Source organism: Vibrio sp. RE88 (assembly GCF_013113835.1).
GTDB lineage: Bacteria > Pseudomonadota > Gammaproteobacteria > Enterobacterales > Vibrionaceae > Vibrio.
This window is the reverse complement of the sequence record NZ_VTYQ01000003.1, coordinates 782,312-803,098: the sequence shown is the minus strand read 5'-3', so window position 1 is coordinate 803,098 and position 20,787 is coordinate 782,312. Positions and strand designations below refer to the sequence as shown.

General features: G+C 45.3%; 19 protein-coding genes. 12 read left to right on the top strand and 7 right to left on the bottom strand.

Going from position 1 to position 20,787, the window contains the following annotated elements; translation table 11 throughout:
* Positions 1-217 precede the first annotated feature (217 nt).
* Both nagE and glnS read left to right on the top strand, forming a co-directional pair.
* On the top strand, positions 218-1,792 hold the full coding sequence (gene nagE, locus F0265_RS09680; RefSeq protein ID WP_171748686.1) for an N-acetylglucosamine-specific PTS transporter subunit IIBC: 1,575 nt from the start codon (positions 218-220) through the stop codon (positions 1,790-1,792).
* 262 nt (positions 1,793-2,054) lie between these two features.
* Positions 2,055-3,725 (top strand): glutamine--tRNA ligase, encoded by a 1,671-nt coding sequence (gene glnS, locus F0265_RS09675; protein ID WP_038513132.1) that lies wholly within the window; start codon positions 2,055-2,057, stop codon positions 3,723-3,725.
* Between the two features lie 37 nt (positions 3,726-3,762).
* Here glnS and F0265_RS09670 read toward each other — a convergent pair whose 3' ends face one another.
* Positions 3,763-4,416 carry a hypothetical protein gene (locus F0265_RS09670; protein WP_171748685.1) on the bottom strand — a complete coding sequence of 218 codons (654 nt, stop codon included), beginning with the start codon at positions 4,414-4,416 and terminating at the stop codon, positions 3,763-3,765.
* 131 nt (positions 4,417-4,547) lie between these two features.
* On the opposite strand from F0265_RS09670, the gene F0265_RS09665 reads away from it, so the two are divergent.
* On the top strand, positions 4,548-5,723 hold the full coding sequence (locus F0265_RS09665; RefSeq protein ID WP_171748684.1) for a quinone-dependent dihydroorotate dehydrogenase: 1,176 nt from the start codon (positions 4,548-4,550) through the stop codon (positions 5,721-5,723).
* Between the two features lie 29 nt (positions 5,724-5,752).
* Here F0265_RS09665 and fcrX read toward each other — a convergent pair whose 3' ends face one another.
* A complete protein-coding gene (gene fcrX, locus F0265_RS09660; protein WP_006959592.1) occupies positions 5,753-6,199 on the bottom strand; it encodes a ferric iron uptake transcriptional regulator FcrX in 447 nt (148 codons plus the stop codon).
* Positions 6,200-6,406: 207 nt separating this feature from the next.
* Here fcrX and F0265_RS09655 point away from each other — a divergent pair, with 207 nt between their 5' ends.
* Positions 6,407-6,913: a DUF4442 domain-containing protein gene (locus tag F0265_RS09655; protein ID WP_038156581.1), complete on the top strand. Its 507-nt coding sequence runs from the start codon at positions 6,407-6,409 to the stop codon at positions 6,911-6,913.
* Positions 6,914-6,952: 39 nt separating this feature from the next.
* Here the strand turns inward: F0265_RS09655 and fldA are convergent, their stop codons facing one another.
* The 3 genes from fldA to F0265_RS09640 form a co-directional block, all read right to left on the bottom strand.
* Positions 6,953-7,486, bottom strand: coding sequence for a flavodoxin FldA (gene fldA / locus F0265_RS09650; RefSeq protein ID WP_171748683.1), 534 nt, complete (start codon positions 7,484-7,486; stop codon positions 6,953-6,955).
* 47 nt (positions 7,487-7,533) lie between these two features.
* Positions 7,534-7,755: a DUF2788 domain-containing protein gene (locus F0265_RS09645; RefSeq protein WP_006959589.1), complete on the bottom strand. Its 222-nt coding sequence runs from the start codon at positions 7,753-7,755 to the stop codon at positions 7,534-7,536.
* 94 nt (positions 7,756-7,849) lie between these two features.
* A complete protein-coding gene (locus F0265_RS09640) occupies positions 7,850-8,614 on the bottom strand; it encodes an alpha/beta fold hydrolase (RefSeq protein WP_095561110.1) in 765 nt (254 codons plus the stop codon).
* Positions 8,615-8,755: 141 nt separating this feature from the next.
* Between F0265_RS09640 and seqA the strand changes: the two genes are divergently transcribed.
* Both seqA and pgm read left to right on the top strand, forming a co-directional pair.
* A complete protein-coding gene (gene seqA, locus F0265_RS09635) occupies positions 8,756-9,298 on the top strand; it encodes a replication initiation negative regulator SeqA (protein WP_006959587.1) in 543 nt (180 codons plus the stop codon).
* A 90-nt stretch (positions 9,299-9,388) separates the two neighbouring features.
* Positions 9,389-11,035, top strand: coding sequence for a phosphoglucomutase (alpha-D-glucose-1,6-bisphosphate-dependent) (gene pgm, locus F0265_RS09630; protein WP_171748682.1), 1,647 nt, complete (start codon positions 9,389-9,391; stop codon positions 11,033-11,035).
* 101 nt (positions 11,036-11,136) lie between these two features.
* Here the strand turns inward: pgm and F0265_RS09625 are convergent, their stop codons facing one another.
* Positions 11,137-11,889 (bottom strand): DUF1853 family protein, encoded by a 753-nt coding sequence (locus tag F0265_RS09625; RefSeq protein WP_171748681.1) that lies wholly within the window; start codon positions 11,887-11,889, stop codon positions 11,137-11,139.
* A 112-nt stretch (positions 11,890-12,001) separates the two neighbouring features.
* Here F0265_RS09625 and F0265_RS09620 point away from each other — a divergent pair, with 112 nt between their 5' ends.
* Positions 12,002-12,760, top strand: a complete 759-nt coding sequence (locus tag F0265_RS09620) for a Nif3-like dinuclear metal center hexameric protein (protein WP_171748680.1) — start codon at positions 12,002-12,004, stop codon at positions 12,758-12,760.
* Between the two features lie 176 nt (positions 12,761-12,936).
* On the opposite strand, the gene F0265_RS09615 is transcribed toward F0265_RS09620, so the two are convergent.
* Positions 12,937-14,226: a citrate synthase gene (locus F0265_RS09615; RefSeq protein WP_006959582.1), complete on the bottom strand. Its 1,290-nt coding sequence runs from the start codon at positions 14,224-14,226 to the stop codon at positions 12,937-12,939.
* Between the two features lie 396 nt (positions 14,227-14,622).
* Between F0265_RS09615 and sdhC the strand changes: the two genes are divergently transcribed.
* The 5 genes from sdhC to sucA all read left to right on the top strand — a co-directional run bounded on the left by sdhC (position 14,623) and on the right by sucA (position 20,765).
* Positions 14,623-15,015 carry a succinate dehydrogenase cytochrome b556 subunit gene (gene sdhC, locus F0265_RS09610; protein WP_006959581.1) on the top strand — a complete coding sequence of 131 codons (393 nt, stop codon included), beginning with the start codon at positions 14,623-14,625 and terminating at the stop codon, positions 15,013-15,015.
* Positions 15,009-15,353, top strand: a complete 345-nt coding sequence (gene sdhD, locus F0265_RS09605) for a succinate dehydrogenase, hydrophobic membrane anchor protein (RefSeq protein ID WP_171748679.1) — start codon at positions 15,009-15,011, stop codon at positions 15,351-15,353. Before sdhC ends, sdhD begins: the two co-directional genes overlap by 7 nt.
* Positions 15,354-17,120: a succinate dehydrogenase flavoprotein subunit gene (gene sdhA, locus F0265_RS09600; protein WP_019275577.1), complete on the top strand. Its 1,767-nt coding sequence runs from the start codon at positions 15,354-15,356 to the stop codon at positions 17,118-17,120.
* A gap of 14 nt (positions 17,121-17,134) precedes the next feature.
* Positions 17,135-17,845 (top strand): succinate dehydrogenase iron-sulfur subunit, encoded by a 711-nt coding sequence (locus F0265_RS09595; RefSeq protein WP_006959575.1) that lies wholly within the window; start codon positions 17,135-17,137, stop codon positions 17,843-17,845.
* Between the two features lie 94 nt (positions 17,846-17,939).
* The gene (sucA, locus tag F0265_RS09590; protein WP_171748678.1) at positions 17,940-20,765 is read left to right on the top strand and encodes a 2-oxoglutarate dehydrogenase E1 component; all 2,826 of its coding nucleotides are present in this window, start codon (positions 17,940-17,942) and stop codon (positions 20,763-20,765) included.
* The last annotated feature ends 22 nt before the right edge of the window (positions 20,766-20,787 follow it).

Below are 20,787 nucleotides of genomic sequence, written 5' to 3'. Positions count from 1 at the left end.
ATTGCGTGTACGTTGCTATTTTTTTGTATTGTAAAATAAGTTTTATGATCTCGCTAGCAAAATCCTTGAACTATGCCGTTTTCTGGTGATTATGATCACAATTGATAAGGTTTTAATTTGCGGGGCAAAATTAATGGCATAAACTGAGCAGGACTAAATTGAGCGACTAAAAAAAGTAGCTCAGCCAAAATACAAAATCCTATAGGGGGAACTTAAGGTGAATATTCTTGGATATGCGCAAAAGTTAGGTAAAGCTCTTATGCTACCTATCGCAACGCTTCCAGTTGCGGCTTTGCTCTTACGCTTAGGTCAACCAGACCTTCTTGATATTGCGTTCATGGCGCAAGCTGGTAACGCAATCTTTAGTAACCTGCCGTTGCTATTCGGCCTAGGTATCGCGATTGGTCTGTCTAAAGATGGCTCTGGTGCTGCGGGTCTAGCCGGTGCGGTTGCTTACTTTGTTCTAACTGCAACAGCAACGACAATCGATGCTTCAGTTAACATGTCATTCTTCGGTGGTATTTTCGCGGGTATCATTGCAGGTCACTCATACAACGCTTTCCATGCAACACGTCTTCCAGAGTGGCTAGCCTTCTTTGCGGGTAAACGTCTAGTACCTATCATGGCTGGCCTATTCGCAGTTGTCGCGGGTGCTATTTCTGGCGTTGTTTGGCCAACGATTCAGGGCGGTCTAGATACATTGGCGCACGCAGTTTCTACTTCTGGTGCGATTGGTCAGTTTGTCTACGGTACGCTAAACCGTGCGCTAATCCCTGTTGGTCTTCACCATGTACTTAACTCTTACTTCTGGTTCGGTATGGGTACATGTCAAGAAGTGTTGGTGACAGGTGCTCAGGCGGCAGGTCAAGCTCTTCCTTCTCTACAGCAGCTGTGTGTGGACCCAAGCATTGCTAAGACTCTAATTGCCGGTCAGACTCACACCTTCGAATTTGCTAACTCTGTAACACCAGAAATTACAGCAACAGTGAAAGAAGTAACTGAAACTATCAAGTCTGGTGATCTAAACCGTTTCTTCGGCGGCGATAAGAGCGCTGGTGTATTCATGAACGGCTTCTTCCCTGTAATGATGTTTGGTCTACCAGGTGCAGCACTTGCAATGTACCTAGCGGCTCCTGCTGAAAAGCGCAGCCAAGTGGGCGGTGCGTTGTTCTCTGTTGGTTTCTGTTCTTTCCTTACAGGTATCACTGAACCTCTAGAGTTCATGTTTGTTTTCCTAGCGCCTGCACTGTATGCAATCCACGCCGTGTTTACTGGTCTGTCACTGGTTGTAGCGAACATGTTCGGTACTCTGCATGGTTTCGGTTTCTCTGCGGGCCTAATCGACTTCATCTTGAACTGGGGTCTAGCAACTAAACCATTCACACTACTACTGATTGGTCTTGGTTTTGGTGCGCTTTACTTCTTCACTTTCACGTTCGCGATTCGCGCGTTTGACCTGAAATCTCCAGGTCGTGAAGATGACGATACAGAAGTAGCGGCTGCTGCAAGCGGTGACGCAGGTAAAGGTGACCTAGCTCGCCAATACCTAAAAGCGTTAGGTGGTCACGAGAACCTAACAACGATTGATGCTTGTATCACACGTCTGCGTCTGACGCTGAAAGATCGCTCAGTTGCGAATGAAGATGTGTTGAAGAAACTTGGTGCTAAAGGTGTAGTGAAACTGGGTGAGAACAACCTTCAAGTTATTCTTGGTCCTTTGGCAGAAATTGTGGCTGGTGAGATGAAAGCCATCGGTGTAAACGAAGATTTATCTGACGTAAAACTGCCATAATCGCATCGAATTACACTGGATAAGACAAAAGCCTCCCTTCATGGGAGGCTTTTTGCATTTAGCCTTAAGTGCCAAACTGATGAATTCCTGAGCAAAGCCTGTAAACAATCCCATCAATTTGCTAATTATTGCCATTTAAACTGCGGTTATAGTTGTGTAACTGCAAAGAATTGTGGATCATTAGCCGTTATATATCTGGTACTGCTAAGGGCCGTCCCAGAGAACTTTTATCTGACAATACTAAACAATTGAGGTGCTATAGATGAGTGAAGCTGAGGCTCGTCCATCGAACTTCATTCGCCAAATCATCGATAAAGATTTAGCGGATGGTAAACACACTAGCGTGCATACTCGTTTCCCGCCGGAACCGAACGGTTACCTGCATATCGGTCACGCTAAGTCAATTTGCTTAAACTTTGGTATTGCTCAGGACTATCAGGGTCAGTGTAATCTGCGTTTTGATGACACTAACCCAGAAAAAGAAGACGTCGAATACGTTGAGTCTATTAAGAATGATGTGAGCTGGTTAGGCTTCGAGTGGGATGGTGAAGTATGTTACTCATCAAACTACTTCGATAAGCTTTATGGCTACGCGGTTGAATTAATTGAGAAAGGCTTAGCGTATGTTGAAGAGCTAAGTCCTGAGCAGATCCGTGAGTACCGCGGTACGCTTACCCAGCCAGGTAAGCCAAGCCCATATCGTGATCGTACTCCTGAAGAAAACTTAGCGTTGTTTGAGAAAATGCGCGCTGGTGGTTTCGAAGAAGGTAAGGCGTGTCTGCGCGCTAAGATTGACCTAGCGTCATCTTTCATTGTGCTGCGCGACCCGGTTCTTTACCGTGTACGTTTTGCTGAACATCACCAGACAGGTGATAAGTGGTGCATTTATCCAATGTACGACTTCACACACTGTATTTCTGATGCGCTGGAAGGCATTACGCACTCTTTGTGTACGCTGGAATTCCAAGATAACCGTCGTCTGTATGACTGGGTGCTGGAAAACATCACCATTGATTGTCAGCCGCATCAGTACGAGTTCAGCCGCCTAAATCTTGAATACACAGTGATGTCTAAGCGTAAGCTAAACCAACTTGTGACTGAAAACCTAGTTGACGGTTGGGATGACCCACGTATGCCAACGATTTCTGGTTTGCGTCGTCGTGGTTTCACGCCTGGTTCAATCCGTGAGTTCTGTAAGCGTATTGGTGTTACTAAGCAAGACAACATGATCGAGATGGGTTCGCTAGAATCTTGTATTCGTGATGATCTCAACGAGAACGCGCCACGCGCGATGGCGGTTCTTGATCCCGTTAAGATTGTTATCGAAAACTACGATGAAGGTAAGGTGGAAACACTAACCGTAGCTAACCACCCTAACAAACCAGAAATGGGCGAGCGCGAAGTACCGTTCACTCGTGAGGTTTGGATCGAACGTGAAGACTTCCGTGAAGAAGCTAACAAGAAGTACAAGCGTCTTGTTTTAGGTAAAGAAGTTCGTCTACGCGGTGCGTACGTGATCAAAGCTGAGCGCATTGAGAAAGATGCTGAAGGCAACATCACTACAATCTTCTGTACTTACGATGCAGATACGTTAGGCAAGAACCCAGAAGATGGCCGCAAAGTGAAGGGCGTAATTCACTGGGTATCGGCTGATAAAGGCTTGCCTGCTGAGATTCGTCTATACGACCGTCTATTCACAGTGCCTAACCCAGCAGCGGCGGATAACTTCGCAGAAACAATCAACCCAGAGTCGCTAGTTACGATGAAGGGTTTTGTTGAGCCAAGCCTAGTGTCTGCTGAAGCGGAGAAAGGTTACCAGTTCGAACGTATGGGCTACTTCTGTACTGATGCGAAAGACTCTAAGCCTGAAGCGCTAGTGTTCAACCGCACGGTTGGCCTACGCGATACTTGGGCTAAGATTGAGTCAAAGTAAGCCGCGTTTCCTAGAAACTGAATAACGATATTGCCCGTCATAGTACGGGCATTTTTTTATCCAAAATTTGTCTTGTGGCAACATAGCATTCTCGTTCATCGGAAAGCGTTAATTCAGAGTCAAAGTTAGCGGCGTTGATCGACATAGACTGACGATAAAAACGAGGAACGCTTTGGTTAAGCAATCTTAATGTGGAAAAAAACTGATTCAGTGACAGGTTGTGAACCTTTTTGATACTCGGAGTTACAGAAAGATTTAATTCAGAGTGATGTACTGCTGGCGCTGAAAGCGATGTTAAGCTAGTTTCTGAGGGTTGTTGATGCAGACTCTCAAATCGAAATACAGCGGCTTGAGGAATCGCTCGAACCCGCTTTTTCCCCTGATACTCCTCCCATCCGACACCGCATAATGAGATTGAAAACAAAGATTGAATCCCAGCGACTCTATTCGGTTTAAAGCACGTTTTTGACTCAAGTGTCTTGCACAATTCATGCAGATTGTGTTCATTGACTTTCTCAATCGTAATAAGCCCATTGCAGCTCTCATATTGCAGTTTCAGCGTTTCGAACAGATAAAACACATGATTGCTAGGCAACCAACGTACCTTGTCGGTTTCTTCACCTAATCGAGCCATTCTTGGGGTCGTAGCCATATTCCTGCGTTTGATCAATTTGTGAATTACTCGCTTCATATCTTTACCTCAAATCACACATTAGCCAAATATTAGATGAAAATGAGAATGATTACCATTAAGGTTTGTTGTGAGGTCGTTATGTACCTAAAACAACACAAATCTAATAAATGAAAAGTAAGGAGATAGTAATGAGCTTCCTAATAGGATTAAGGAATCTATTGCTGAGAGTTCTGTACCGTATCGCCCGTCCACTTATTTTCCTGATGGACCCAGAAGATGCGCATTACATGTTTAAGAAAGTGGGAGTATTCATGGGCTCCAACCTGCTGACGAGAGGGCTGACTGGTTTGCTGTTTGACTACAACCATGCCAGCTTAAAAACGAAGGTCGATGGCATTGAATACCGCAATCCTGTGGGTTTATCAGCTGGGTTTGACAAAGATGGTGAGCTTACCAAGATCTACCCATCAATCGGGTTTGGTCTAGCAGAGTTAGGCTCGTTTACTGGGGAGGTTTGTCCAGGCAATCCAGGGAAGCGTTTATTCAGAATGGTTAAGTCTAAATCGATATTGGTTTGGTATGGCCTAAACAATCAAGGCGCGGAAAAGATCTCATCTCGACTCCAAGGGACAAACTTTGGCAGATTAAAAGTGGGCATCAATGCCGCTAAATCCAATATTACCCCAGAGTTTGATCTTCAGGAGTCCATCGAAGACTACACTAAAACCATGTCGTTATTTAAAGACATCGGTGACTATTACACCATCAATATTAGTTGTCCAAACACACAAGATGGTGAACCCTTCGTTGATCCAAGTAACTTAGACGCTTTGTTGATAGCAGTGAATGAGTATAGAGTCGAAGGGAGACCTATTTATGTGAAACTTGCCGCGGATCTAGAGCTAGAAGAAATTAACACCATCGTAGACAAGTGTGTGGAACACAATATTGATGGCGTAGTTCTGACTAATTTGGCGAAGCCTGCATTTAATCAGGAATACGTCAAAGAGGAGTTGCCTTATCACAAAGGAGCGATGAGTGGTTTACCATTGCAGCGCATTTCAACCAACGTGATTCGTCACGTTTATCGCCGTACTCGAGGGGAGCTGACTATCATCGGTGTTGGTGGTGTATTTACTGCAAAAGATGCTTACGAAAAAATCACATCTGGTGCCAGTTTATTGCACATGATTACAACCATGATTTTCGATGGGCCACAGAACATCAATGAAATTAATCGCGGGTTAGTAAAGTTATTGAAGGCCGATGGCTTCAACTCTATTGAAGAAGCGGTAGGATCGAGAAATCCGCTGCCTAGACTCAAAGCCAGTGAAGATTCTCAACAAGTAAAAAACGTCGCATAGAAAAAACGCTCCCAATTGGGAGCGTTTTATTATTTCTTCTTGTGAGCGTCTGGATTATCTCGACAGCTACCGTCAGCACACTTGCCGTAAAGATACAAACTGTGGTTTGTCAGAATCACATTGTATTGTGAAGCGATCTCTTTTTGGCGTTCTTCGATAATGTCGTCGGCAAACTCAATAACTTCACCACAGTCCAGACATACAAGGTGATCATGGTGATGTTGAGTGGACAGTTCAAACACTGACTTGCCGCCTTCGAAATGGTGGCGAGTGACAATACCTGCATCATCAAATTGGTTCAGAACTCGATATACTGTTGCCAGGCCGATCTCTTCACCAAGATCAATAAGCTTTTTGTACAGTTCTTCGGCGCTGATATGTTGGCATTCCGGCTGTTGTAATACTTCTAAAATTTTCAGTCTCGGAAGGGTAACTTTTAGACCAGCGTCCTTAAGAGCTTGGTTATTGTCTGACATATACTTTCCTGTTGATGATCTGCAGTAAATAACAGAGTTCAATATTCCTATCATTATAGGGTAGTACAAGATAACAATAAACCACGAACTTCAAAGGGTTACTAGTATTTTTTTGTAAACTCGCGCAACGTCACTGATAAAACACATCAGACCAGTTACAATTAATTAACATCTTGTTGTTAACACTCTATTTTCAGGGATGGAAGAATGAATAAATCGCTGGCAAAAATATACAAGCCCGGAATCGTAAAATTTGCCCTTAACATATGGCCGCCCTTCTGGGGGGCTGGGATTCGGATCATTTCCATCAGCGAAGATTTCCGTCAGGTAAAGATGAAACTTAAACTGCGCTGGTGGAACAAGAACGCCAATCGGACTCAATATGGCGGAAGCATCTTTTCTCTCACTGACCCTGTCTACTCGTTGATGCTGATGGGAATTTTAGGTGAGCGCTATTTTGTGTGGGATAAAGAAGCGAGTATCAATTTTATTAAACCGGGACAAAGCGATCTGTATGCGGACTTTATTGTTCCTCAGGACTTACTTGATGACATCTTAAGTCAAACGGCCAACGGCGATAAGTGTTTCCCTGAGTTCATCATTTATGTCAAAGACAAAAATGGCAATGTCGTCTCTGAAGTCCAACGTAAACTGTATGTTCGTAAGAAGCCCCAATACCGTGAAGACGATGAAGGTGAAGAACAAGTGGCATAAAAAAACCTCCGCAAGGGAGGTTTTTTCAAAATTTCGGGCTTAGCCTTCTAATTCGGCTAGGCACATTTCTTCGTGAATCTGTTTACACCAGTTGCTCACGCGATCGTCAGTCAACTCTGGCTGACGATCTTCATCAACACATAAGCCGACAAACTGACTGTCATCACCTTCAACTAGGCCTTTTGAAGCTTCAAACTCATAGCCTTCAGTCGAAGTGTGACCGAGAATAGTACCGCCTTTCGCTTCGACGATATCACGTACGGTGCCCATTGCATCACAGAAGTACTCTGCGTAATCTTCTTGGTCTCCGCAACCAAAGATAGCAACAAGCTTAGTTGAGAAGTCGATTTGCTCAAGCTCAGGGAAGAAATCATCCCAGTCACATTGTGCTTCACCGTAATACCAAGTTGGGATACCAAGCAACAGAAGATCGAAGTTATCGATATCTTCTTTACTGCTTTTCGCGATATCTTGTACGTGAACTAGTTGTTTACCTAGTTGCTTTTGAATCATCTTTGCAACAGCTTCAGTGTTACCTGTGTCGCTACCAAAGAAGATACCTACACTTGCCATAGATTCGTTACCTTTACTATTTTCTGTTGTGGCCAATCAAAGAGGGATCAACCCAACCCAGTTCCTTCCCAGCTCAGCTGAATGAGGCCTTTAGCGACAAAACCAGCGCAGCCCAGGAACAGAACGAGCCAAACTATACGACGACCGAAAGGTGGAACATTCCCCGCTTTGAGGACATCTTTTATCGCCATACCAATAAAGAAGAAGATAGACGCAAAAAGTAAATCGAGACCAATTGACTCGAGCATGTTCATATAGTCGTAAAGCATGGAATCCCTTTATGCCAGATTACTTGCGCCGCACTATACCACTGTTAAAAGATAAAGTTAACGGGCAGGGCGCAACAGACCTCTCATTCTGTTTTTAAGCGATAAATTTGCGTATAGCGCGCAGAACTTCCTGAGGCTTTTCTGCGTGTAACCAGTGACCAGTATTGGCGATGACATGCGCCTTTACATTGGCAAACTGTTTTTGCACTTCACCTTGATGCTCTGCTGTGAGGTAGTCTGAGTCTCCACCTTTCACCATCAGAGTCGGAGTGGTGATTTTATCTATTGGATTCCAACCCAGAATCTGAGAGTAATTGTCCCAAAGACTTGCAACGTTAAACCGCCATTCTAAATGCTCACCATTGTTGTATAGCGACTTGCCAAGAAACTGCCTGACGCCTTCCATTTCGATATGCTGCGCGAGAATGTCCAGTGCTTGCTTACGTGAAGTCGGTTTCTGTTCAAGTACTGCTTTTAGGCCCGCAAAGACATTATCGTGTCGACGTTGGCCGTACGCGACTGGCGCCATATCTAAAACCAATAGTTTTTCAACTTGATCTTGGGCAAGCCCTGCTAATTTCATTGCCACTTTGCCGCCCATCGAATGACCAATCAGAATGTAGCGTTCAAGACCAAGGTGTTGCAGCGTGTCTAACACGTCTTGAGCCATCAATTCATAATTGTGTTGAGAGGATTGAAAAGACAAACCATGATTGCGCAGATCAATGCTGACCACCTGAAAATCTTGGCGTAAATCTCGGGCTAGCAGACCAAGGTTATCTAGGTTGCCAAATAAGCCGTGGATCAAAACTATGGTGTGACCCTCACCTTCGATTTTGTAGTTGAGCAGTTGTGACATTTTACTATATTCGTGACTGGTTTAACGTAGCGCCTCATTCGGCCATTGATCTACTTCAGATAGCAAATCTGGAACTCGCATATTGAGGGGACTTGGGTATATAATCCCACAGAGTTTAAACATAGAGATTGTGAAAAGCGAATGAAAACAATTGAGGTTGATGAGGATCTATACCGTTACATCGCAGGTCAAACCCAACACATCGGTGAAAGTGCATCAGACATTTTACGTCGCCTTCTCGCGGTTGATGAGCAGAATCAACCATCAACACCTGTAGTCCAAGCCGCACAACCTAAAGGAATTGTGGTAAGCCGTGATGCTGCAAAAGAAGAGAAAGTAGACAGCGTAAAAGCAATGCGCTCGCTGCTCATTTCTGATGAGTTTGCTGGTCTGAAAAAGGCCATCGATCGATTCATGTTGGTATTGTCGACTCTGAACCGCATTGACCCGCAGGGATTTTCAGAAGCAACTCAAGTCAAAGGTCGTAAGCGTGTATATTTTGCTAACAATGAGCAAACTCTGCTAGAGAGCGGTAACACGACAAAACCAAAAGCGATTCCTGGCTCGCCTTTCTGGGTGATTACTAACAACAACACCAGTCGCAAGCGCCAAATGGTTGATCAGTTGATGGCGAGAATGAACTTCCCCGCTGATTTAATTGAGAAGGTCACGAACTCAATTTAAGAATTCTGATTTAAACCTCATAATGTTCAAATAGCTCTGAGTATTATGAGGTTTTTTTGTTTCTGATAATTTTTAAGAAAGGATGTCAAAATGGCTATGCACCCACGTGCGGGACAAAAAGCCCAACAGCAGGACCTGCATAATATCCCTGCACTTGTCGCAAACTATTTCCTACTTCAACCTGACCCGGCTAATCCAGAACACAAAGTTGAATTCGGCACTTCTGGACACCGCGGTACAGCGGACAAATCTACCTTCAACGAAAATCATATCCTAGCGATCGCTCAAGCGATAGCGGAGGTGCGTGCTGAGAAAGAAACGACCGGGCCTCTATTTGTAGGCAAAGATACGCATGCTCTGTCGGAGCCTGCCTTCTCCAGTGTTGTGGAAGTGTTGATTGCAAACGGTGTTGAAGTTGTTGTACAGCAGGACAATGGTTACACGCCAACGCCAGGGGTGTCACACGCGATTTTGACTCATAACCTTAAACATCAAGATAAGGCGGATGGCATTGTTATCACGCCATCGCACAACCCGCCGCAAGATGGTGGTATCAAGTACAACCCAACGCATGGTGGTCCAGCAGAAGGTGAATTGACTCAGGCGATACAAGACCGAGCAAATGTCCTGATTGCTGAGGGCTTGCAAGGTGTTAAGCGTATGCCATTAGCGGAAGCAAAAGCATCAGCGCTTTTCACAGAGAAAGACTTAGTTAAGCCATACGTTGACGATCTTGTGAATGTGATTGACATGGATGCAATCCAAAAAGCAAACCTCAAGATCGGGGTTGATCCACTTGGCGGCAGCGGGATCGACTATTGGCGACAAATTGCAGCGGCGTATAACTTGGATCTCACTCTAGTCAGCGAAGCGATTGACCCTTCTTTCCAGTTCATGTCTCTGGATAAAGACGGCGTTGTGCGTATGGATTGTTCGTCACCTTACGCTATGGCTGGTCTGTTGGCGTTGAAAGACGAGTATGATCTCGCTTTTGGTAATGATCCCGATTATGACCGCCATGGTATTGTGACGCCTAAAGGCTTAATGAACCCGAACCATTTCTTAGCTGTGTGCATTGATTACCTGTATCGCCATCGCCAAGGTTGGGGAAGTGAAGTTGCAGTGGGTAAAACACTAGTTTCCAGTGCCTTGATTGACCGTGTAGTGGCAGACTTAGGCTGCGAATTGTGTGAAGTGCCAGTTGGCTTCAAGTGGTTTGTTGATGGCTTATATCAAGGTAAGTTCGGCTTTGGTGGTGAAGAAAGTGCAGGCGCTTCGTTCTTGCGTAAAGATGGTACACCATGGTCAACAGACAAAGACGGCATCATCCTTTGTCTGCTAGCTGCTGAAATCACGGCAGTCACTGGTAAGAACCCACAAGAGTATTATGAAGAGTTGGCCGCTAAGCATGGCGAGTCTCAATATAACCGTATTCAAGCCGTAGCAAGTGGGCCTCAAAAAGAGGTACTGAAAAAGCTGTCTGCAGAGATGGTCAAAGCAGAGACGCTGGCGGGAGATAAGATCACTGCTCGCTTGACGCATGCTCCGGGTAACGGTGCTGCGATTGGTGGCCTCAAAGTCACGACTGATAACGGTTGGTTTGCGGCGCGCCCATCAGGTACGGAAGATATCTATAAGATTTACTGTGAAAGCTTTAAAGGTGAAGAGCACTTAAAGCGCATTGAATCCGAAGCGCAAGAGATCGTGAATCAAGTGTTTGCTGACGCTGGCTTGTAAATTAAATACTTAAGCTTAAGAAAAAGGCTGACCGAGTGTCAGCCTTTTCTTTTTTGCGGGTTAGAACTCTCATTATATGGAGAGAACTGTGCTTCATTTGGCTATCCGTTAGGCCAGTGGTCTGGAACCACAAACCAAAATTGCCCTTGTTCAGTTTGTGCGTGAACAAATCGGCCATCAGGTTTGGTAATTGGCTGCTCAAAATCTTGCCTACCTGTTGCCCAGAAAGGTTTGTCTAGCTGGTATAAAGGCTCATCAATGAGTTCCCACTGGCTTTCATAGCACCAAAACCCTGATATTTGGGTTGTGTCGATCTCATAGCCTAGGCAGTGTGTGGGAATGGGCTCGGTGGAAAATGGATTAATATAGAGCCTCCCCTGAAGCAGGAGATGCTCAGTTAAATTGTCTAATTCTGGGTACTTAGATGAAAATTGCTTTGAACTGCTCATTTTTAATTGATGAGAGAGCATGCGATCAAGTTTCTTATCCAGCTGGTCGTGGGCGTTAGGGCCGTACCAAATGCCTTGATGCAATAAATAGAATTTAATTGCCACTTCCCAGTGCTCTAACTGATTCGAACTTTCATTTTTCAAAATCAGATCGATGGCCCCAAGTGTCTGACCATTTTCCCGATGGATTTGGACTTCTTCTAGCTCTATAGAATATCGACCACTATTGACGAGAAGTTGGGTACATAAATGTTGATATAGAAAACCGAGTCTAGGGTTACCGCGATAATTTGGGTCACTTAAGGGATGTACCGGCAAAGTCTGCAGAGACTCGAATGGTGGAGTTAGCGTAAACAGAGATGGTGAAGAGGCAATCCAATGGTAAAAACGCTGTAGCTGATTCATCTCTGATCCTTTAAAACGAAATTGACGCTATTGTAACCGCAACCGATTGAAACTAGCATCCTTTATATAGTTGCAATACACTTTGCAAATCGTGCAGTTACTGGAAGTCACAATGAACAATATACAGCTGGAACAGATTCTTAACGAAAAGCTTTCTCCTCAACTCATCAAAGATTATGCACCGAACGGTTTACAGGTCGAAGGTAAAACAGACATTAAACGCGTGGTAACGGGTGTGACGGCCTCTCAAGCTCTGATTAACAAAGCGGTTGAGTTGAAGGCGGATGCATTGCTCGTTCATCATGGATATTTCTGGAAAGGAGAACCTGAGCCTATTCGTGGAATGAAAGGGAATCGCATCCGAACGCTAATCAAAAATGATATTAACTTGTTCGGCTACCACTTGCCGTTGGATATTCATCCTGAGCTCGGTAACAACGCAGAGCTAGCACGATTATTAGATATTAACGTGGAAGGTGGTCTGGAAGGACATCCGCAATCAGTGGCAATGTTTGGTCGTCTGAAACAGCCGATGACTGGTGCAGATTTCTCAGCAAAGATAGAAAAAGTACTGAGTCGTAATCCTTTACATATTTCACCTGATAATGCAGACAAAATAATTGAAACTGTAGGTTGGTGTACTGGTGGTGGGCAAGACTTTATCGAGTTAGCAGTAAAGCATGGTCTGGATGCATTTATTTCGGGTGAAATCTCCGAGCGCACTACCTACACAGCCAGAGAAATGGATATACACTATTTTGCAGCAGGGCATCACGCAACAGAGCGTTATGGCATCAAAGCTCTTGGTGAGTGGTTGGTTAAAGAACACGACTTGGATGTTGAGTTTATTGATATTGATAACCCAGTTTAAGGTTCACAATCGCTAAAGGAGCAGAACCAATCGGAGGCTGTACTTATGAAGAGAGTCTCCAATATGGGCGAAGCGATTCAAACCTCGCTTTTATAACTCCAAAAAATATTAAAAGGGTTGATGCGAAAGCATCAACCCTTAATTTTTCTAGCTTCTAGCTTCTAGCTTCTAGCTTCTTATTCGCGTTCGTGAATTGGCTTGAAGTTACGCTGAGTTTCACCAGTGTAAAGCTGACGCGGACGACCAATGCGGTTCAGTGGATCACTGTGCATTTCGTTCCAGTGAGCGATCCAACCAATCGTACGTGAAAGTGCGAAGATTACCGTGAACATAGAAACCGGAATACCAATCGCCTTCAGAATAATACCTGAGTAGAAATCTACGTTCGGGTACAGCTTCTTAGATACGAAGTACTCATCAGACAGAGCGATACGCTCAAGTTCCATTGCTACATCCAGTAGAGGATCATCAATGTTCAGTTCTTTTAGAACGTCATGACACGTTTCGCGCATTACTGTCGCACGTGGATCGTAGTTCTTGTAGACACGGTGACCAAAGCCCATTAGGCGGAATGGATCATCCTTGTCTTTAGCACGATCAATGTACTCAGGAATGTTGTCGACACTGCCGATTTCTTCCAGCATCTTCAGACACGCTTCGTTAGCACCGCCGTGTGCAGGTCCCCAAAGTGATGCGATACCCGCGGCAATACATGCGAATGGGTTTGCACCTGAAGAACCAGCAAGACGAACCGTTGAGGTTGAAGCGTTTTGCTCGTGGTCTGCGTGAAGGGTGAAGATCTTATCCATCGCACGTGCAACCACTGGGTTTACTTCGTATTCTTCACATGGGTTAGCAAACATCATGTGTAGGAAGTTTTCCGCGTAGCTTAGGTCGTTACGTGGGTAGATAAATGGCTGACCGATAGAGTACTTGTAACACATTGCAGCAAGCGTCGGCATTTTCGACAGTAGACGATAAGCCGTGATCTCGCGGTGAGTGTCGTTGTTGATGTCTAGTGAATCGTGGTAGAAGGCTGCCAAAGCGCCAACTACACCACACATTACTGCCATTGGGTGTGCGTCGCGGCGGAATCCGTGGAAAAAGCTCGCGATCTGCTCATGCACCATAGTATGGCGAGTGACAGTGACTTTGAATTGCTCGTATTGTTCTCGTGTAGGGGCTTCACCATAAAGAAGGATGTAACATACTTCTAGGTAATCAGCGTTATTAGCTAACTGATCAATCGGGTAACCACGGTGCAAAAGAATGCCTTTGCCGCCGTCGATGTAGGTGATTTGAGATTCACAGGATGCAGTGGCAAGAAAACCTGGGTCAAAAGTGAAATAACCATTTGCTCCAAGTTTACGAACGTCAATTACAGGTGTGCCAAGGGCACCTTCCATAATTGGCAGTTCGATAGGCGCTTGACCTTCAACATGAAGGGTCGCTTTCTTATCTGCCATAACAATCTCCTTTGTTTATTATTTAATCCGTCCAGGATGTTTGTGTGACATTTTTGTACGTGTGTTCGTTATCAAAGTCAATTTTTCTCCTCCGACTTGTGCACTTGTTTTGATTTTTTATACGTATAAGGTTAAAAATCTGTTCTGTGTAGCAAAAATTGTTACATCAATTGTGCTAAAATGTTTCCAGCCGTATAGTGGCGCCGTAAATTTTGGTGGAAACCTTATAAATTCAAGGTTTGAAACAAATGTGAGGTGATGTTTCAAATCTTGTTGTTAACAAATATTTTACAAATTTATCCCGGTTTTTTGCCTGCTTGTTGTTAAATAAATGTTAACTTTTGTAGGTTTGCAATCAAATTTCGTTCATAACAATAAATGCTTCAATGGAGCTGAGTGAGCAAGCCCGTGAAAGAAAGAAAGTCAAGACCTGTTAATTTAGATTTGCAGACTATCAACTTTCCGATCACAGCAATCGCATCTATCCTGCACCGAGTTTCAGGTGTAATTACGTTTGTCGCGATCGGGATACTTCTTTGGTTATTATCCATTTCCCTGTCTTCCCCTGTAGGTTACGCACAAGCTGTCGACATCGTTGACGGTTTCTTTGTGAAATTTATTTTGTGGGGTATTTTGACGGCTTTGGCCTACCATATAGCAGGTGGTATTCGTCACTTGTTGATGGACCTAGGTCATTTTGAAGAGCTGGAATCTGGCGCAATGAGCGCTAAGGTTGCATTCGCAGCGACGGCCGTTCTGTCTGTACTTGCGGGGATTCTGGTATGGTAAAACACATTTCATCTTTTGGTCGTAATGGTGTGCACGATTTCCTATTAATTCGTGCAACTGCAATCATTATGACGCTTTATACTATCTATCTGGTGAGCTTCTGTGCTTTCTCAGATATTTCTTACGTATCTTGGACACAGTTCTTCGGTGGGACTTTTACTAAAGTCTTTACCATGCTTGCGTTGGTATCCGTTCTTATCCACGCTTGGATTGGTCTATGGCAAGTTCTTACAGACTACATCAAAAGCGCTAAGCTTCGCGGATTTCTGCAGCTAGGTATCATTGCAGTGCTATTTGGTTACTTCTTCTCTGGTCTATTTATTCTGTGGGGTGCGTAAGTGTCTATTCCAGTTCGCGAATTTGATGCCGTAGTAATCGGCGCTGGTGGTGCAGGCATGCGTGCTGCGCTACAAATTTCTGAGCAAGGCCTGACTTGTGCTTTGCTATCTAAAGTATTTCCTACTCGTTCACACACTGTTTCTGCTCAAGGCGGTATTACCGTAGCACTGGGTAACTCACACAAAGACGATTGGCAATGGCACATGTACGACACAGTAAAAGGGTCGGATTACATCGGTGACCAAAATGCTATCGAGTATATGTGTAAGAATGGTCCTGAGTCGGTTATTGAATTAGAAAAAATGGGTCTTCCATTTTCTCGTTTTGATAACGGAACGATTTACCAACGTCCGTTTGGTGGCCAGTCGAAAGAGTTTGGTGGCGAGCAAGCTGCTCGTACTGCTGCTGCTGCTGACCGTACTGGTCACGCACTGCTTCATACTCTGTACCAACAAAATGTAAAACACAAAACCACTATCTTCTCTGAGTGGTATGCGCTTGATCTGGTTAAGAACCAAGACGGTGCCATCATGGGTTGTACAGCAATCTGTATGGAAACGGGTGAGATTTGTTACTTCAAATCTAAAGCGACCGTTCTAGCCACTGGTGGTGCTGGTCGTATCTACGCTTCAACGACTAACGCACACATCAATACTGGTGATGGTGTTGGTATGGCGCTACGCGCAGGCGTGCCAATGCAAGACATGGAAATGTGGCAGTTCCACCCAACAGGTATTGCAGGTGCAGGTGTACTGGTTACCGAAGGTTGTCGTGGTGAAGGTGGTTATCTTCTTAATAAAGATGGTGAGCGCTTCATGGAGCGTTATGCGCCTAACGCGAAAGACCTTGCGGGTCGAGACGTTGTAGCACGTTCAATGATGATCGAAATCCGTGAAGGCCGTGGCTGTGATGGCCCATGGGGTCCTCACATCAAACTGAAACTGGACCACCTAGGTAAAGATGTTCTTGAGTCTCGTCTACCAGGTATCTGTGAGCTTTCACGTACGTTTGCTCACGTAGACCCGGTGAAAGAACCGATCCCAGTTATCCCTACTTGTCACTACATGATGGGTGGTGTACCAACTCAGGTTTCAGGTCAGGCGATTAAACAAGCGGCTGACGGCAGCGAATCTGAAGTTCAAGGCCTGTTTGCTTGTGGTGAAATTGCTTCGGTATCTGTTCACGGTGCTAACCGTTTAGGTGGTAACTCACTGCTTGATTTGGTTGTATTCGGCCGTGCTACTGGTCTACACCTAGGCGAAACGTTGGCGGCTCAAACAGAAGCTCGCCCAGCGACAGAATCTGACATTGAAGCATCTCTAGCGCGTACTATGCGTTGGGAAAATAGCACCGGTGGTGAAGACCCAGTACAGATTCGTAAAGACCTACAAACGTGTATGCAAAACAGCTTCTCGGTTTTCCGTGAAGGTGACGCAATGGCAACGGGTCTAGAGGAACTGAAAGTTATTCGAGAGCGTTTGAAAGACGCACACCTTGCTGACAAATCGTCTGAGTTCAATACTCAGCGCATTGAGTGTCTGGAGCTAGACAACTTGATGGAAACGGCCTTCTCGACAGCAGTTGCGGCAAACTACCGTACTGAAAGTCGTGGTGCACATGCTCGATTTGATTACCCTGAGCGTGATGACCAGAATTGGCTATGCCACTCTATTTATAACCCGGAAACGGAAGCGATGACTAAGCGTGATGTCAACATGACGCCAGTTCACCGTGAAGCTTTCCCGCCGAAAGTACGTACATACTAAGGGAGGAATGAATGATGAAACTGAACTTCTCTTTGTATCGCTACAACCCAGATGTCGATGATAAGCCATACATGAAGGATTATATCCTTGAAGTAGACGAAGGCTCTGACATGATGGTTTTGGACGCTTTGATTCTGCTTAAAGAACAAGACCCAACAATCGCATTCCGCCGTTCATGTCGTGAAGGGGTTTGTGGTTCAGACGGCCTGAACATGAATGGTAAAAACGGTTTGGCCTGTATCACGCCGTTATCTGCACTAGCAGGTGACAAGCTGGTAATTCGTCCATTACCTGGCTTGCCAGTGGTTCGTGATTTGATTGTCGATATGACTCAGTTCTACGATAACTACGCGAAGGTCAAACCATTCCTGATTGATGACGATGCACTGCCACCATCACGCGAGAACCTTCAATCTCCTGATGAACGCGCTCACTTGGATGGATTGTACGAATGTATCATGTGTGCATGTTGTACGACTTCGTGCCCATCGTTCTGGTGGAACCCAGATAAATTTATCGGTCCTGCAGGCTTGCTTGCTGCGTATCGTTGGCTAATCGATAGCCGTGATACGGCAACAGATGAACGTTTGTCAAATCTTGATGATGCATTTAGCGTTTTCCGTTGCCATGGCATCATGAATTGTGTAAGTGTTTGTCCTAAGGGACTAAACCCAACGAAGGCCATCGGTCACATTAAGACCATGCTGGTCAACCGTTCGGTTTAATAAACAATAAAAATTGCCGGTCACTCAGGTGACCGGCTCTTTATAGCTCGGCATAGACCGAAGCAAACGTGAAAACTACTGGTTAAGGGAAAATATGCACAACGGCGTGATGAAGGCATGGCTCGAGTCTTCACACTTGGCTGGCGCCAATGCAACTTATGTAGAAGATCTCTACGAACTGTATCTAAGTGATCCCGATCTGGTAAGTGAGGAGTGGAAACGTGTATTTGATGGCTTGCCCAAGCCTTCTGAAGAGGTTGTTGAGCAGCCTCATTCGCGTGTCCGCGACTACTTCCGACGACTCGCTCAAGAAACAAAGCATTACAATGTCCAAGTTAGTGATCCAGATGTCGACGCTAAGCAAGTAAAAGTTCTTCAACTTATTAACGCATACCGTTTCCGCGGTCATGAAGCTGCAGAACTTGATCCACTCGGTTTATGGCAACGTCCAATAGTGGCGGAGCTAGACCCAGCATTCCACAATCTCACCGAAGATGACTTCGAAGAATCGTTTAACGTCGGTTCTTTTGCAATTGGTCAAGACACCATGTTGCTGAAAGACATCTACTCCTCTCTCAATAAAATCTACTGTGGTTCCGTTGGTGCAGAATACATGCACATGACGGACACTGAGCAAAAGCGTTGGATCCAGCAGCGTTTAGAATCAGTTGTAGGTAAGCCTTCTTTTTCCAAAGAAGAGAAACAAGAGTTTCTTGAAGAGCTGACCGCTGCAGAAGGCCTAGAGCGATACTTGGGTGCTAAATTCCCAGGTGCTAAACGCTTCTCGCTTGAGGGTGGTGATGCGCTCATTCCAATGATGAAAGAACTGATTCGCCACGCTGGTAAAAACGGCATGCGCGAAGTTGTTATTGGTATGGCACACCGTGGTCGCTTGAATATGCTGGTTAACGTTCTGGGTAAAAAGCCTCAGGATCTGTTCGACGAGTTTGCGGGTAAGCATGATGAAACATGGGGTACGGGTGATGTTAAGTACCACCAGGGCTTCTCAGCAGATTTCGCTACCCCAGGCGGCGATGTGCATTTAGCGCTAGCTTTCAACCCGTCTCACCTTGAGATTGTTAACCCAGTAGTTATTGGTTCGGTTCGTGCACGTCAAGACCGTCTTGGTGATACCGAGGGCAGCACTGTTCTTCCGATCACTATTCACGGTGATTCTGCAGTTGCGGGTCAGGGGGTTGTTGCTGAAACATTTAACATGTCTCAGTCTCGTGGTTTCCGAGTTGGTGGTACTGTTCGCATCGTTGTGAACAACCAAGTTGGTTTCACTACGTCAAACCCGAACGACACGCGTTCGACCATGTACTGTACTGATATTGCGAAGATGGTACAGGCACCAATTTTCCACGTTAATGCTGATGATCCAGAGGCCGTTGCATTCGTAACTCGCATTGCTCTTGATTATCGTAATGAATTTAAACGTGATGTTGTGATTGATTTGGTTTGTTACCGTCGCCATGGTCACAACGAAGCGGATGAGCCAAACGCAACTCAGCCATTGATGTATCAAAAAATTAAGAAGCACCCAACGCCACGTAAGCTGTATGCTGACGTGTTAATTGAGCGTGGGGAATTCGGTATTGATACAGCGACTCAATTGGTAAACGAATACCGTGATGCTTTGGATCGTGGTGAAGTCGTCGTTAAAGAGTGGCGTCCAATGGCACTCCATTCTGTCGACTGGGCTCCGTACATTGGACATGATTGGGATGTTGAATGGGACAATGAGTTCCAAAAAGAACGTTTGCTAGAGTTGGGGCAGCGCATTTGTCAGTACCCAGACAGTCACAAGCTACAGAGCCGTGTTAACAAGCTATACAATGATCGTAAGTCGATGTTAAGCGGTGAGAAAGCGATTGACTGGGGCATGGCAGAAACACTGGCTTACGCGACTCTGGTTGATGATGGTAAGCGTATTCGTATTTCTGGGCAGGACTCGGGTCGTGGTACTTTCTTCCACCGTCACTCAGTTCTTCACAACCAAACGGATGCAAGTACATTTGTACCATTGGCCAACATTCACGACAAACAGGGACCTTTTGAAGTATATGACTCTGTTCTGTCAGAAGAAGCGGTATTGGCATTTGAGTATGGTTATGCCACAGCAGAGCCAAGCGGCCTGACTATTTGGGAAGCGCAATTTGGTGACTTTGCTAATGGTGCACAGGTAGTTATCGACCAATTCATCTCGTCTGGTGAGCAAAAATGGGCACGTCTGTGTGGCCTGACAATGTTGCTGCCACATGGCTATGAAGGTCAGGGACCAGAGCACTCTTCTGCACGTTTGGAGCGTTACCTACAGCTTTGTGCTGAGCAAAACATGCAGGTTGTCGTGCCATCTACGCCAGCTCAGGTATACCACATGATTCGCCGTCAAGTGGTGCGCCCGATGCGTCGTCCTCTTATCGTGATGTCTCCTAAGTCATTGCTTCGTCACCCACTATGTACCTCATCGCTTGAAGAGCTTGCTGAAGGCACCTTCCAGCCAGCGATTGCTGAGATAGATAAGCTGGATGCGAAGAAAGTGAAACGCGTTGTTTTCTGTTCAGGTAAGGTGTATTTCGACCTATTGGAACAACGTCGTAACAATGAGCAAGAAGACGTTGCGATTGTGCGGATTGAGCAACTTTACCCTTTCCCTCTGGAAGAAGTTAAAGCTGCCATCGAGCAATACACAAATGTAGAAGACTTTGTTTGGTGTCAGGAAGAGCCGCAAAACCAAGGCGCTTGGTACTCAAGCCAACATAACTTCCGTGCTGCTATTCCGGCAGGTGCAGATCTTAAATACGCTGGACGTCCAGCGTCAGCATCACCTGCAGTAGGTTACATGTCAGTACACTTGAAACAACAGAAAGCGTTAGTTGAAGACGCACTTACCGTGAATACAAAAACTTCAGGCTAAGAACTGAAGTTAAAGGAAGAAA